Genomic DNA, 14267 nt, shown 5'->3' on the forward strand with positions numbered 1-14267 from the left:
AGACGCATCTAAATTCTGAGAGCCTGAAGGAGAAAATCTTCACTCAGCGCAATCTTGAACCTCTTGCCCTTCAAGCTCGATTTCCCTGGCATGCGCCGAAGTAAATTGAGGCAGATACTTCGCAAAATTCCAAGATTTTTGCCCGCATTACGAACCCGTGCTCGACTTTGATCTTCATCAAAAACTACATCAAGACACCAGTGCAAGGCGTTTTCTATCTGCCAATGAGCTCTCACGCTTTTAGCGGCACGCACTTCATCCTGAGCTAAACTACTTATGTAGTAACGACGGTTTGTCTCGATTTTTCCTCTACTTTCACGCACTGACTCAATAAGTACAAAGCTTTGCAAGCCAGCCCACTGCTCCTTATCGCTATACCAGTCTATTGAAGGTGATTGCCAACACCGCCGGGTTTCAATACGGCCATGTTCTTTCTCAATTTGTTCAAATCCCGGTGGAACGTCACAGGATAGAGCATCCATATGCATACGTACTTCCTCGTAAAACATAGGATGATTGCTCTTCAATGCCAAAAGGTAAGCAGTCTGTTTCTCGATGGCTTTAGCCGCTACAACTTTTTGGCAGTTGAGCGTATCGGCCGTTACTACACACCCTTTCAAGTCCAGCATATCCATTAATTGGGAAATGGCTGTAATTTCATTACTCTTTTCTTCTACGGCCAGTTGTCCGAGAACCAAACGATTTTCCACGGACCAAGCGTTGAGCATATGTAAAGCTGTCCCATTCTTCCTGGTAGTGCGCCGGTGTGTTTTTCCGTCAAAGGCCACTATGTCGCCGGTCACTTTCTCCCGAAGACGTCGGGATAATTCAAGGAGACATTCGCCAAAGCAACTCGGGGAAATTGCCTGAAATACGCGGTTGAAGGTATCATGACTGGGAATGCTTTGCATGCCTATATGGCTGCTGAGCCAATCCTGTCTGGCATGGGCATAATCTTCCATGTCATAAAAGCCGTCACCGCCTGACAAATACGAACATAAAGCAATAAACATAATAGTCTCAAGACTATGTATCTTTGTGCGCTCTACTCGTGGGTCAGTCAGGTCACGGAAAATAGCCAATGTGATTTCAATAGGGTCTTCCATAGCCCCCAGTCTATAGATCTTTTTTAGATGCGTCTGCCCTGGGCCGTGGTGCCGCAATGCTTGCGGGCGGCATGGTTCAGGTGGTAATTTGAAATGTTGCATTCAGGCGGCGTCTTTTCGGCCGGCTGGATGCATCGAACGTATTTAGTTGTGATGGAGATATGGCTAAAAATCTGACTCAGGGCAGCCCGGCGAAGCTGATTTTTTTCTTCGCGCTGCCGCTCTTTATCGGCAATCTTTTCCAGCAGATCTACAATATGGCCGATACCCTGATCGTGGGGAGGACCATCGGGGTCACGGCCCTGGCGGGCGTGGGCAGCACCGGCAGCCTGCTGTTTCTGGTCCTGGGCTTTGTCATGGGCATGACTTCGGGGTTTTCCATTGTCACGGCCCAGTTTTTCGGCGCCTGCAACAAGGTGGGCGTGCGGCGCAGTTTTTGCGCCGGTATTCTGCTCAGCGCGGTTGTGGCGGTCGTTCTGACGATCTCCGGCGTGTTGCTTTCACGCACGGTGCTTGTACTCATGCTCACGCCGCCAGAGATCATGGAGGACGCCCACAGTTATATCATCGTCATTTCCTGGGGCATCGGCGCGGCCGTGCTTTTCAATCTGCTTTCCAACATGATCATGGCCCTGGGCGACAGCAAGACCCCGCTGTTTTTTCTGATCATCGCCTGCCTCCTGAATATTGTTCTGGATTTCATCTTCATCCTTTACTTTAAGATGGGCGTGGCGGGCGCGGCCTGGGCCACGGTGCTGGCCCAAGTGGTATCGGGCCTGCTCTGCGTGGGCTACATCCTCAACAAGCAGCCCCTGCTGCGGCCGCACGCCAAGGACTGGAAACTCGGCTTCAAGGATATCTGGAAACCCATGCGCATCGGCTTGCCCATGGGCTTCCAGATGTCGGTCATCGCTGTGGGCGCGATCATTCTGCAGGCGGCCCTGAACAGCCTGGGCCCCCTGGCCGTGGCCGCCTACACCGCCGCGCAGAAAATCGACATGGTGGCCGTGCTGCCCATGATGTCCTTTGGTCTGGCCATGGCCACCTACACGGGACAGAACTACGGCGCGCGCAATCTGGAGCGCATCCGGCAGGGCGTGCGCCAGTGCTGTTTCATGTCCGTGGGTTTCAGTATCGCTATTGCCGTGGTCAATATTACGGGCGGACACCATCTTATCGCGCTTTTCGTGGGTGAGGGGCAGGAGCGAGTCATCGAGATGGGGCAGACTTATCTGGAGATCAGCGGTTGCATGTACTGGGTGCTGGCACTGCTCTTTATTTACCGTAATACCCTCCAGGGTCTCGGACAAAGTCTGATCCCCACACTGGCCGGGGTCATGGAGCTGCTCATGCGCGCGCTGGCCGCCGTGGTGCTGGCTGTCTGGTGGGGCTTCAACGGGGTTTGCCTGGCCAATCCTCTGGCCTGGCTGGGGGCCGCGTTGCCCTTGGGCATCGCTTATTACGCGAGTATGCGCCGTCTGAAGCGTGAGGGCCTGAACACACTGTGCCCGAGGATTCAGATCAGGCTCTCCGCGCCGGGCCGCCGCGACAACAGCCGGGCCCGGACCACAGCCTGGGATTGATTGGCATAACAATAGACGCAGGCGTGGGCGCAGGTGCTGTACGCGCCGATATCCTTGGCGGGCAGGCATTGGCAGTGCTTGCGGCGGCTGGGATCTTTGGCGGCCTTGCCGGGTCTGCTTCCAGGCAGTAAGGACGCGCGTGTCGGGTCCAGGCCGCAGAACCGCTGGATCTCCGCGTCGTCCGGGCAGAGGCGACTGATCAATGCCGGATCCACGCAGGCATTGGGCGCGATGCCCAGGGCGGAAAGATTCAGAGCTTCGGCGCAGGTGCACAGCGCCAAGGGATGCGGCCACGCGGCGTTGCGGCGGGCCAGGCCTTGAGCCAGGGCCAGCATTTCCGCTTCCGAAGGCGCGCGCGGCACTGCGGCATGGGCGGCCAGACGGCTTCTGATCTTCAGGTACATATCCAGAAAGCTGATTACCAGCTTGTCCGTATACGGGCTGATCCTGCGGCCCAGGGCATCCAGGCGTTCCAGCAGGGCTTCCGGAGGCAGTTGCGCGGCCAGCAGCAGCGGGTCCCAGCGCCAGATCACCCGCTGCCTGCCGAGCCGTTCCGACAGGCGCCAGAAGGTTTCCAGGCGCTGCTCCAGCGGGGGCAGGCCCGGCTCCAGGCCCTCGGCTTCATAATTGTTGAGCGTGAACTGAAAGTAATACTTGAAGCCGTAATCCTCGATTTCCGACAGATGCGGCAGCAGGGGCAGGGGATTTTTGCTCCAGAAGATCAGCAGCCTGCAACGCTCGAAGGAGACGTATTGTCCTTGTCCGGCGTTAAAGGGATTGCGCCAGAGGCAATATCCGGCGCGCAGGCGTTCCAGCAGCCAGCGGACGTGAAAAGCCGGAATGTCCGTGGCCCGGCTGGCTGAAATGACATACGGGGCCACGGCCCGGCTCGGGCCGTGGGCTGTGGTGATCTGAAGAGTGGGCCAGGGGGACATGGCAGCGCGCGGGTTCAGGCCCGCCGGTGCCCGCGCAGGGCGGCCCAGACGCAGCTTGCCGCGAACCAGCAGCAGGAAACCAGAATTATGGTGGCTCCACTGGACGTGGCCAGCCAATCCTGGGCGGACAGAGTCAGCCCGGCGAAGCCGGAACTGATGCCCACCAGCAAGGCCCACCAGAACATGCCGCCTGCGGTGCGGGCCAGATTGCGGGCTGTGGCCGCCGGTACGATGAGCATGGCCGTGACCAGCAGCACGCCCACGGCCCAGACCGAAAACATGACCACCAAGGCCAGCAGGCCCGCGAAAAGATATTGCCAGAGAGCCACGCGTATGCCGTGCACCCTGGCCATGACCGGATTGAGGGCTATAGCCAGGAGGCGGTTGTAGCCCACGGCCTGAAAGAGCAACATGCCCAGGAAGAGCAGGCCCAGAAAGGCGATTTCGCCTTCGCTGATAGTCAGGATGTCGCCGTAGAGGAATTGCTGCATGTCGCGGGCCACGCCGCTGGCCCGGCTGACCACGGCCAGGCCGAAGGCCACCACCGCTGAAAACACGATGCCGATGGCCGTATCGGCGGAGAGATTGCTTTTGCGGCGCACGACCATGACCGCCAGCCCCACCAGCACGCCGAAAAGCGGCATGGACAGCCGGGGGTTCACAGCCAGAATCAGGCCCAGGGCCACTCCGGCGAAGGCCGAGTGCCCGATGGCGTCGGAAAAGAAGGCCATGCGGAAATTGATGACCTCCACGCCCAGCACGGCTGCCATGGGCGTGAGCAGCAACAGACCCAGCAGGGCCTGTTGCATGAAGCGGGCCTGCAGGCAGTCCAGGGGCAACAGGCCGATCAGCGTGTAAACCGGCGAGAAATCAGGCATGAGGATTTCCCCCGGCGGTATTGCCCGCTTCGGCCGGATTGTCCGGCGCTGCCGTGGCCGCCGGGGGCACGTGCAGAGCGCAGCCCCGGCAGGGAAGGGGGGCCAGGACGTTCAGCCGCTGTCCCGGATCGGACGGCAGATGATCCGGCCCGTGCAGCGCCCCGCACTGGGGGCAGGCCGGGTCCGCGCCGTCGCACTGGTCCGGATAGAGGTGGATGGGCACACCGAAGAGATTCAGCAAGGTGGCGGCGGTCAGGGTGGTGCGCGGCGGACCCTCGGCGCGCACATATTTGTTCAGGCAGATCACATGCGTGGCGTAATGGGCCGCCAGGGGCAGATTGTGGCTGACCATGAGCTGGGTAAAGCCGTATTCGCGCCGGGCCGTGTCCAAGACTTCCCAGAACAGGCGTTCGCCCTGAAAATCCACGCCCGCTTCCGGTTCGTCCAGCACCAGCAGCTCCGGCTCATGGCCCAGAGCCGCTGCCAGCAGCACACGGCGCAGTTCGCCGCCGGAGAGGTCGCCCAGGCGGCGGTTTTCCAGATGTTCGGCCCGTACCAGAGCCAGCAGGCGGCGAGCCCGTGCGCGCGCCCCGGCTTTCAGCCCCAGCCAGAGCGGCCTGCGCTGGCGCTCCAGAGACAGAAATTCGCTGACCAGCAACGGCAGGCCGCCGTCCATCTGCAATTGCTGGGGCACATAAGCCAGGCGCGGCCAGGCCGCGTCGCGCCTGCCGTCGGGAAGGATGCGCCCGGTATAGGGCGCTTCGCCGATGAGGCAGAGCAGCAGGGTGGTCTTGCCCGCGCCGTTGGGGCCCACCAGCACGGTATTGCCGCCGCGCGGCACGCCGGCGCAGATGTCCTCAAGAATCTGATTGTTTCCCCGGCGTACGCTCAGATGCTCAAAGGCGATGGCCGGGGCGGAGTCTTCAACGCGGGTCAAAATAATGCTCAAGGGTTTTGCAATTGGCGGTCATGACGGTCTCATAGTAGCTCAGGGGCGCATCGGCGGGACCCGAGGCCACGGGATCAAGCTGCGCCGCGGGCACGCCGGTTTCGCGCGCCAGGGTCTGGGCGGGTTTGTCCGAATACTGCGGCTCGCCGGCAATGAGCACGGGCTTTTCTTCGCGGATGCGCCGCACCAGTTCCATGAGCCGGGCCGCCGAGGGTTGAACGTCCTCGCTTTCCTGAATCACGTCCATAACCTCCAGGCCCGCGTCATGGACCAGATAGGCCAGCGCGTCGTGTTGCAGCACAATGCCCTTGCGCGGGGCGCAGGCCCCCACCTCGGCAAGACGGCGGCCCACGGAAAGCAGGCGCGCGGCATAGTCCTCGGCGGCGGCACGATAGGCCGCCGCCCCTTGAGGATCAACGCGGGCCAGGCCTGCGGCGATATTATAGACCATGGCGGCGGCTTGCCGCGGTCCGGCAAAAATGTGCGGATTGACATTGCCGTGGTCGTGTCCGGCATGCGGAGAAGGCGACATGCCGCGCGGCAGGGGCAGAGGATCAATGCCTTTGCTGCTGTCAATGACCTTGACCTTGGCGTTGATTTTTTTCAGGGGGGCGGCCAGGAACTCTTCCAGCCCCAGGCCGTTCATTACCACCACCTGGGCCTGCGCCAATTTTTGCAGATCGAGGGGCGTGGGGGCGTAGTCATGGGGGCAACCGGCCTGAGCCGGAATCAGCAGCTCCACCCGCACATAGGGGCGGCTGTGGGCCACATTACGGGTGAACAGATATACCGGAAACGTGGTCGCCAGCACGCGCAGTTCAGCGGGTTGGCCGGAGGCTTGGGGCGGCGCGGCCTGCACGGGCTGGGGCCGTATGCTGAAAAAAAGCCCGGCCAGAACAGCCAGGACAAGCAGAATATGGGTCAGACGGACAGGCGGACGGCCCGGCGCGGCGGAATGTGCGGACATGGCGGTATTCCACGGTTAAGATAGTAACAAGACTACCTTTCATAAGACCCGAAATGGGCGCTGTCAAGGCGGCGGACGGCCCTGCGACGTTGCCGGGGCTTGCCGGGCCGCCTCGCCCACAGTACTCTGAAAGAACGTGCATGCCCGGCACGCGGGTGGTCTAGAGTTTGAACTGTGTCACATTTCAACCCTAAAATATTCTTAATGACAACAGGCTGTGCCGGAACAATCCGGTACGGCGGGAGTTTTATATGATTGGAAATATTTCCGCTTTGTTGCGTCTTAATGACGGCATGGAGATGCCCGGTTTCGGCTTCGGCTGTTATAAGGCTTCAGGGCCTGAACTGGCTCTGGCCGTGCGGGAAGCCGTGGCCTGCGGCTATCGCTATATTGACACGGCCGCGTATTACCACAATGAAGGCACGGTGGGCGAAGCCCTGCGGCGAAGCGGCCAACCGCGCGAGACGCTGTTCGTGCTTTCCAAAATCTGGCCCACGGACTTTGCCGAGCCGGTACGCGCTCTGGATCAGAGCCTCAAGCTGTTGGGCCTGGATTATCTGGACGGCTGTCTGTTGCACTGGCCGGGCCTGGACGACGCCCGGCGGCTGCGCGCTTTTGAGCAGTTGTTGCGCCAGAAAGAGCAGGGCAAGATCCGCGTCCTGGGCGTTTCCAATTTTCTGGCCGAGCATCTCAGCGAAATGCGCGACACCTTCGGTTTCTGGCCTGCGCTCAACCAGATTGAAGTCCACCCTTTGTTCAGCCAGGCGGGGCTCTGCCGTTTCTGCACCCAATGCGGCATCCAGGTCGTTTCCTGGAGCCCGTTGGGCCGGGGACGGGACATGGAGCAGCCTGTTGTGCGGGAACTGGCCGCCACGCTCAACAAAACACCGGCTCAGATACTGCTGCGCTGGCATCTGGAAAAAGGTCTTTTGCCCATTCCCAAATCCGTCCATCGGGAACGGATCAGGGAAAACAGCGAGGTTTTTGATTTCCGACTGACCTCGGAGCAGGTGGCGGCCTTGGATAACCTGGAACTACCGGACGGGCAGGGACGTATGGGACCGGACCCGCTGACCTATCCCCGTTGACCTATCCCCGCTGTCCCCCACTGATCCACTGTCCGGCCTCTTGTCTGTTTGCCTTTTCTCCCGGCCCTCCTCATATAATCTTCTTTTCCCGGTATCCTGGCCCCCCCAGGGGCGGCCCGGATACCGGGGTTTCGGCCCGTTCAATAAGCCGCATCAAACACTTGGGATGACCCTTGTGATGTTCCGCCGGGAACGATTGCCGACAGACAAAATAACCGGGGTCGACCAGCAATCTCCCATATATATTTTTAAATAAATATGATCATATGAAGGCAAGGCGTTTGCCTGTTCCGGGCCGGAGGCATTCATGGGCCCGTGGTTCAGGTCGGCCCGTTGCGAAGGACTTCAGCGCACAGCCGCGGACGTTGCGGCCGTGCGTCTATATACCGCAATAAAGCGGGTTTCTCCACATAACGAGGCGTTCTTATGTTTACGAGCAGTATAGGCAAAAAAATCGGCAGCGGTTTCGCGCTGCTTCTTCTGCTCGCCTGTCTGGCGGGCTATCTTTCTTCGGCGGAAATGCGGCGGGCGGCCGATGATTCCCGGCGCGTGGCCGCCGAATATATTCCCAAGGTCAAATTCGCCCTTAACCTGGGCTGGAGCCTCAACGACGCGTTGACCCGCATCAATGAGGCCCCCGGAAGCGAACAGGCCGGACAGGAGGCGTTACAGGCTCTGGAAAAAGTGCGGGCCGACTTTGAAAAAATGCGTGAGCATTCCATAAAATACCCCTCGCATGTGCCCTTGGTGGAATTCGTGCGCGATTTCCCGGCGCCGTTTGAAGCTCTGGTAGCATCCACCCGGGAAACTATTGAAACCGGGGAACACACGCGCGCCGTCATAGCGCGTATGGAGGGGCTCGGCGCGGCGGCTCTGGAATCCCTGACGGCTCTGGAAGATCTGGTCCGGGAAACCACACGCGAGTTTGTCGAGGCCGGCAATACGGCCATGAGCCTGCAATATGCCGACAATCAGCGTGACGCGGCGCGTCTTTACGCCATGACCCAGGAAATCCGCCTGTTGATGAAAGGCGTTATATACAACAACGATGCGGCGGCTTTTGCCGCGGCGGAAGAAATTTTCACGCGTATGAACGCTCTTGCCGCGACAGTAAAGGGAAGGCTGGTCAAGCCCGCCTGCCAGGAAGCCTTTGCGCGGGCGGAAAAAAGCATGAGCGAATATATGACCGGCGCGCGCGAAATGTTCGCGGCCAAAGGCAAAGAGGCTGAGATTTCGACGCGGCTGGCAGACTATGCCGCGGCCACAAGCCGTCTGACGCACGACATCGGGGTAACGGGCTTGCGCATTGCCGAAGGCATTGTCAACAGCAATTACGAGGATCTGAAATCCACCGTTCGCAACAGCCTGATTATTCTGGCGGCGGTATTGCTTTTGGGCGCCGCGCTGGCTGTGGGCATTACGCGTATGATCACCAAACCCCTGCGCGCGACCGTGGACTTCGCTCAGGGAGTGGCTGCCGGAAATCTGGACCAGGAACTGGCTCTGCACGCACGGGATGAGACCGGCCGTCTGGCCGATGCCTTGCGCAGCATGGTGGGCAGCCTGCGGCAGCGTCTGGCGGAAGTGACCGAACAGTCGGAACAGGCGCGCCGCAAGGGCGAGGAAGCCCGGCTGGCCTTGGAGGAAGCCCATGCCGCGCGCAAGGCTGCCGACAGCGCCCGCAGGGAAGGCATCCAGTCTGCGGCCGCGCGGATGGAGGACATTGTGCGCGCCGTGTCCGAGGCATCGGAGATTCTGAGCAGCCGCATTGCCGGAGCCGGGGCCGGAGCGGAAGATGCCGCGGCGGGCATGGGCGAAACCTCTACCGCCATGGATGAGATGAACGCCACGGTCTCAGAGGTGGCGCGCAATGCTTCTGAAACGGCTTCGTTCAGCGACAGGATGCGCAGCCGCGCCCACGAAGGCGCGGGTGTGGTGCGTGACGCCGTGAACGGCATTGAAAAAGCCCGTAATCAGGCCTCGGTGCTCAAAGAAGCCATGGAAGCGCTCGGCGAGCAGGCCGAGGGCATCAGCCGGATTATGACCACTATCTCGGACATTGCCGACCAGACCAATCTTTTGGCTCTGAACGCCGCCATTGAGGCGGCGCGGGCCGGGGACGCGGGACGCGGTTTTGCCGTGGTGGCCGACGAAGTGCGCAAGCTGGCGGAAAAAACCATGAGCGCCACCACGGAAGTGGGCAGCGCCATCGGCGACATTCAAAAGGCCACAGGCAACAATATCCGGCATGTGGAACAGACCGTCGCAATGATCGTCAGCACCTCGACCCTGGCGGACAGCTCCGGCGCGGCTCTGGAAGAGATCGTCTCCATGGCCGTTGAGGCTTCGGACAAGGTGCGCACCATAGCCACGGCCGCTGAGGAGCAGTCTTCGGCTTCGGAAGAGATCACCAGGGCCGTGGGCCGGGTGAACGGTATTTCCGGCGATGTGGCCGAAGCCATGCGCGAGGCTTCGCGGGCTTTGGAAAGCCTTGCGGCGCAGGAAGAAGTGCTGCGGCAATTGATCATGGAACTGAAGCAGGGATAAGGAAAGGCCGGGAGCGTTGATTGTCAACGCTCCCGGCCTCCGGTTTTCGATAATGATTCGCTGATGCTCTGGGAGCTGTTTCTAAATTAGGCTTTTCGTTCTCTGCCAAGAAAGGCGTATCCTGGGCGGAGGGAGCATATTCAAACATATTCGACCTTCGCACGGGCGAGCCTGACGCCGGCAGAGAGCGAAAGGACAATTTAGAGACAGCTCCTAGCCGCGCAGCACGCGCTGGAACAGGTCCCGGCGGGAGATGTTCCGGGCGGGCTGCGTTTTTTCGGTGCTGGCCAGCATGGTCCGTGAGGCGTCGGCCACGGCATGCTCAAAGTAGGCGGCCGGGGCTTCTTTGAAGAGATAGATGACGCGCACGCTGTCCGCATCCCCCAGGCTGGCCTCGGGCCAGTCTTTTTTGACTTCCTCCAGGCGCTTCCCGGCGAGGGCCTGCATTTCTTCCTCGTCGCCGAAGTTCATGCAGCCCGTGGGGCATGAGGCCACGCAGGCCGGAACCATGCCCTGCGTAATGCGGTCAAAGCACATGTCGCACTTGGTGATCCGGCCGCTTTCCTCGTCTTTGCGGGGAATGTCATAGGGACAGGCCGAGCGCACGCCTTCAAAGTCCACTTTGGCCGAATCCGGCATGGGCACCACGGCCCCGGTGGCTTCATCGTGCAAAAAGGCGCTTTCCGATTCCATATCCGCCTGTGCTTTGCAGGGGGCATCCACACAGTGGCGGCACTGCTCGGGGAAGAAGTTCCAGCTGACCTTGCCGTTCTTGTCCGCTGCTTCCTTGAAACGCACCACCCTGATGGTCTGCCCCGAGAGATCGGGCGGGTTCTGGTGCGAACCGCTGTTGCGGGTTTTTTCAGCGGGCAGGTTTTTCCATTGCTTACAGGCGATCTGACAGCCACGGCAGGCTGTACAGCGCGTCAAATCCACAAAGAACATCTTGCCCATGACTAGCCCGCCTTCTTTTCAATGTTGACCATAAAGGCCTTGCTTTCCGGAATACCCGTGTTCGGGTCGCCCACCATGGCGGTGAGCAGGTTGGCGGCGTCGCCGCCGTCTTCCGGAACCAGCCAGCCAAAGTGCCAGGACGTGCCGATGACGTGCACTGTCTTGCCGTTGGCGGTGTAAGGCTTCAGGCGCGGGGTGACCATGGCCACGCATTCTATCTTGCCGCGGGGGCTGGTCAGCACGACCTTGTCGCCGTTTTTGATGCCCTTGGCCTTGGCCAGTACCGGGTCCAGCTCCGCGAAATTCTGGGGCTCGGCCTCGGTGAGCCAGGGCACGCGACGGGTCATCAGGCCGGTCTGCCAGTGCTCGGTCACCCGGTAGGTGGTGCCGATGTAGGGGTATTTTTTGTCATTCACGGCCAGTCGCTCGCCCGGAGCCTTGTAATAGACCGGACTGCGCGCCTGGGACGAGAAGTCGTGCTTGGCGAAGGGAGATTCGGCGGGTTCGTAATATTCGGGGAAGGGCCCGTCGGCGCAGCCCGGCCCGTAAATGGCCCCGAAGCCGTCCTTCTGCATAATGAAGGGATGCTTGGCCCCCGGACCGCCTCCGCCGTCCACGATGTCGCCTACCCAGGCATTGCCGTCCCAGGCGATGACCGCCTTGTCCGGATTCCAGGGCTTGCCGTTCTTGTCCACCGAGGCACGGTTGTAGATGATCCGGCGGTTGGCGGGCCAGGAGAAGGACCAGTTGGGGAACAGGCCGATGCGCGCCTGGTCCTCTGTCTGGCTGTGCTCCTGCCGGGCCATCAGGTTGCCCTTTTCAGTCCACGCGCCGGAATGCAGCCAGTTGCCGCTGGCCGTGGAGCCGTCGGCCTGGAGCACCACAAAGTTGGGCACCTGCTCTCCGGCTTTGTATTCCTTGTCGCCGATCTTCACGTCGCGGGTGAAGTAACCGTTCATGATCTTGGCCACCTTGGCCGGGCTGAAGGCATGGCCTTCCTTCCAGCCGTCGATGCCCAGCTGCAGCACCGGTTCCGGAAACGCGCCGCCCTGCTGGTAGAGCTTGCGGATTTCCTCCATCAGCTCCAGCATGATGTCGCCGTCGGGCTTGGTTTCGCCCCATGGGGTGGGCCCGGCATAGCGCCACTGGATCCAGCGTCCGGAGTTGCTCACCGAGCCTTCTTTTTCAATGGAGACGGCGCAGGGCAACAGGAAGACCTCGGTCTTTATCTGGGCGGGGTCCATGCCGGGACCGCGCCAGAATGAGCCGGTTTCATTATCAAAGAGATTGACGTTGACCAGCCAGTCCAGCTTGGTCATGGCCTGGCGGTGTTTGTTGGAGTTGGGACCGGAGCAGGCCGGGTTCATACCCCAGGCGAACAGGCCCTTGATCTCTCCTTGGCCCATCTTGTGGAATACGGACTGCCAGTAGTAGTCCAGCAGGGATTTGCCCGCGTCCACGCGTGGCAGCAGGCTATAGCCCTCCTCGGGCGAAAGCGCCGGGAAGAAGGATTTGATCAGGCTGGCCATGTACTTGGGCCGGTGCTGCCACCAGTTCACGCTCATGGGGTCGGCGGACTTGGGCGTGGTCGCGTTGTAGTCCGCCAGGGTCGCATGGGCGCTGGTGGGACCGGCCAGATAGCCGGGGAAGCTGGACGAAAGCAGGCCGTGGTCCGTGGAGCCCTGCACGTTGGATTCGCCGCGCAGGGCGTTGACGCCGCCCCCGGCTACGCCGATGTTGCCCAGCAGCAGCTGGACCATGGACATGGTGCGGATATTCTGCACGCCGTAGGTGTGCTGGGTCCAACCCATGGCGTACAGAATGGTGCCCGCCTTGTCCGGCCTGCCGGTGGCGGCAAAGGCCTTGTAGACGGTTTCCAGATCCTTGGCCGGAGTGCCCGTGGCCTTGGCCACGGCGGCGATGCTGTAGCGCTTGTAATGGCCGCGCAGCAGGTTGAGCACGCAACGCGGGTTCTTGAAGCTCGCGTCACGCACGGGCACGCCCTTGTCGTCCAGCTCAAAGGCCCAGGCCTTTTTGTCGTACGCGGCTTTCTTGGCGTCAAAGCCCGCGAACAGGCCGTTTTTAAAGCCGTACTTCTTGTTCACCACCAGAGGGGCGTTGGTGTATTCGCGCACGTATTCCTCGAAATAGAGCTTATTGTCGAGGATGTATTTGATCATCCCGCCCAGAAAGGCGATGTCCGAGCCGGGGCGCAGGCCCACATGATGGTGGCACAGGCCCGAGGTACGCGTGAAGCGCGGGTCCACATGGATGAGCGTGGCGCCCTTATCTTTGGCGCGCAGCACCCACTTAAAGGAAATGGGATGGTTTTCGGCAGCATTGCTGCCCATGATCAACACACAATCACTGTTGGCGATATCGTTCCAGTGATTCGTCATCGCACCGCGTCCGAAAGACTCTGCCAGAGCCTTGACTGTGGAGCTGTGTCAGAGACGCGCCTGGTGCTCGATATACACCAGGCCCAGGGCGCGCTGCATGGCCTGAAGGGCCCAGCATTCTTCATTGTCCAGAGCGGCGGAACCCAGGGAGGCAATGGCCTCGGTGCGGTTGACCACCTGACCGGCCGCGTTTTTCTCCGTAAAGGTGGCGTCGCGGGTGGCTTTGACGCGTTTGGCGATCTCCGGCAGGGCCCAGCTCCATTCCACTTCCTTCCATTCCGTGGCGCCGGGCGCGCGATACAGCGGCTTTTGGGGCCGGTCTTTATTGGACGCCAACTGGAAGGTGGACGCGCCTTTGGCGCACAGGCTGCCTTCATTGATGGGATGGTCTGGGTTGCCTTCCACGTTGATGGCCTTGCCCGGCCCGTCGGGGTGCCCTTCGGCGCTGGTGCTGACCAGCAACCCGCAGCCCACGGCGCAATAGCAGCAGACCGAGGTGGTCTGCCTGGTCCATTTCAGCTTGGCGTCCTGCGCCGCCGCGGCCACCGGAGTCAGGCTGATGCCCAGACCGCCGAAGGCCACACTGGCGGTGGCGCCCGCGCCCAGCTTCAGAAAGCCTCTGCGCGAAAATTGCATATGCTCTTCTCCTTGGTAGAGGAATGCGCTGTCCGGCATTCTTTATTTTATTATGCTTTAAAAAACATAATAAAAAATTTGTGTATAACGCGCTCATGCCATCAGAATATTCTCGCCATCCTCATATACTTCTTCCTTAAGCGATGAAAATGACAGTCATCATGGGGTATGCTGCGTTATGGTAACGGTATATGTGCCTTGCTGCCATGTCAATATAGTGAAAAA

General features: G+C 60.6%; 10 protein-coding genes. 3 read left to right on the forward strand and 7 right to left on the reverse strand.

Annotation, left to right across the window (positions count from 1 at the left end; genetic code table 11):
- Positions 1-8: 8 nt before the first annotated feature.
- Positions 9-1106, reverse strand: coding sequence for an ISAs1 family transposase (locus HMPREF1022_RS01105; RefSeq protein WP_035060191.1), 1098 nt, complete (start codon positions 1104-1106; stop codon positions 9-11).
- A gap of 161 nt (positions 1107-1267) precedes the next feature.
- On the opposite strand from HMPREF1022_RS01105, the gene HMPREF1022_RS01110 reads away from it, so the two are divergent.
- Positions 1268-2689, forward strand: a complete 1422-nt coding sequence (locus tag HMPREF1022_RS01110; protein ID WP_009301527.1) for an MATE family efflux transporter — start codon at positions 1268-1270, stop codon at positions 2687-2689.
- On the opposite strand, the gene HMPREF1022_RS01115 is transcribed toward HMPREF1022_RS01110, so the two are convergent.
- The 4 genes from HMPREF1022_RS01115 to HMPREF1022_RS01130 are packed head-to-tail and all read right to left on the reverse strand — an operon-like array spanning position 2623 to position 6418.
- Positions 2623-3624 (reverse strand): DUF1848 domain-containing protein, encoded by a 1002-nt coding sequence (locus tag HMPREF1022_RS01115; protein WP_008683795.1) that lies wholly within the window; start codon positions 3622-3624, stop codon positions 2623-2625. The two genes, HMPREF1022_RS01110 and HMPREF1022_RS01115, sit on opposite strands and share 67 nt — an antisense overlap.
- Positions 3625-3638: 14 nt before the next feature.
- Entirely contained in the window at positions 3639-4502 is an 864-nt protein-coding gene (locus HMPREF1022_RS01120) for a metal ABC transporter permease (RefSeq protein WP_008683796.1), read from the reverse strand.
- Positions 4495-5451, reverse strand: coding sequence for a metal ABC transporter ATP-binding protein (locus tag HMPREF1022_RS01125; RefSeq protein WP_232221519.1), 957 nt, complete (start codon positions 5449-5451; stop codon positions 4495-4497). Before HMPREF1022_RS01125 ends, HMPREF1022_RS01120 begins: the two co-directional genes overlap by 8 nt.
- On the reverse strand, positions 5426-6418 hold the full coding sequence (locus HMPREF1022_RS01130) for a metal ABC transporter substrate-binding protein (protein WP_009301529.1): 993 nt from the start codon (positions 6416-6418) through the stop codon (positions 5426-5428). The genes HMPREF1022_RS01125 and HMPREF1022_RS01130 overlap by 26 nt, the downstream gene beginning before the upstream one ends.
- 251 nt (positions 6419-6669) lie before the next feature.
- On the opposite strand from HMPREF1022_RS01130, the gene HMPREF1022_RS01135 reads away from it, so the two are divergent.
- Both HMPREF1022_RS01135 and HMPREF1022_RS01140 read left to right on the forward strand, forming a co-directional pair.
- Positions 6670-7506 (forward strand): aldo/keto reductase, encoded by an 837-nt coding sequence (locus HMPREF1022_RS01135; protein ID WP_009301530.1) that lies wholly within the window; start codon positions 6670-6672, stop codon positions 7504-7506.
- 426 nt (positions 7507-7932) lie between these two features.
- Complete coding sequence (locus HMPREF1022_RS01140) at positions 7933-10053, forward strand: methyl-accepting chemotaxis protein (RefSeq protein ID WP_009301531.1); 2121 nt, start codon at positions 7933-7935, stop codon at positions 10051-10053.
- A 213-nt stretch (positions 10054-10266) separates the two neighbouring features.
- On the opposite strand, the gene HMPREF1022_RS01145 is transcribed toward HMPREF1022_RS01140, so the two are convergent.
- Entirely contained in the window at positions 10267-11007 is a 741-nt protein-coding gene (locus tag HMPREF1022_RS01145) for a 4Fe-4S dicluster domain-containing protein (protein WP_008683802.1), read from the reverse strand.
- Between the two features lie 2 nt (positions 11008-11009).
- A complete protein-coding gene (gene fdnG / locus HMPREF1022_RS01150; protein ID WP_083823204.1) occupies positions 11010-14042 on the reverse strand; it encodes a formate dehydrogenase-N subunit alpha in 3033 nt (1010 codons plus the stop codon).
- Positions 14043-14267: the final 225 nt, after the last annotated feature.

This window comes from Desulfovibrio sp. 6_1_46AFAA (genome assembly GCF_000224635.1).
GTDB classification, from domain to species: Bacteria; Desulfobacterota; Desulfovibrionia; order Desulfovibrionales; family Desulfovibrionaceae; genus Desulfovibrio; species Desulfovibrio fairfieldensis.

Excerpts from the sequence above, each read along its gene's own strand:
- HMPREF1022_RS01145 (WP_008683802.1), bottom strand. The coding sequence starts at position 11,007 with ATGGGCAAGATGTTCTTTGTGGATTTGACGCGCTGTACAGCCTGCCGT.
- HMPREF1022_RS01140 (WP_009301531.1), top strand. The coding sequence starts at position 7,933 with ATGTTTACGAGCAGTATAGGCAAAAAAATCGGCAGCGGTTTCGCGCTG.
- HMPREF1022_RS01115 (WP_008683795.1), bottom strand. The coding sequence starts at position 3,624 with ATGTCCCCCTGGCCCACTCTTCAGATCACCACAGCCCACGGCCCGAGC.
- HMPREF1022_RS01110 (WP_009301527.1), top strand. The coding sequence starts at position 1,268 with ATGGCTAAAAATCTGACTCAGGGCAGCCCGGCGAAGCTGATTTTTTTC.
- HMPREF1022_RS01135 (WP_009301530.1), top strand. The coding sequence starts at position 6,670 with ATGATTGGAAATATTTCCGCTTTGTTGCGTCTTAATGACGGCATGGAG.
- HMPREF1022_RS01120 (WP_008683796.1), bottom strand. The coding sequence starts at position 4,502 with ATGCCTGATTTCTCGCCGGTTTACACGCTGATCGGCCTGTTGCCCCTG.
- HMPREF1022_RS01105 (WP_035060191.1), bottom strand. The coding sequence starts at position 1,106 with ATGGAAGACCCTATTGAAATCACATTGGCTATTTTCCGTGACCTGACT.
- HMPREF1022_RS01130 (WP_009301529.1), bottom strand. The coding sequence starts at position 6,418 with ATGTCCGCACATTCCGCCGCGCCGGGCCGTCCGCCTGTCCGTCTGACC.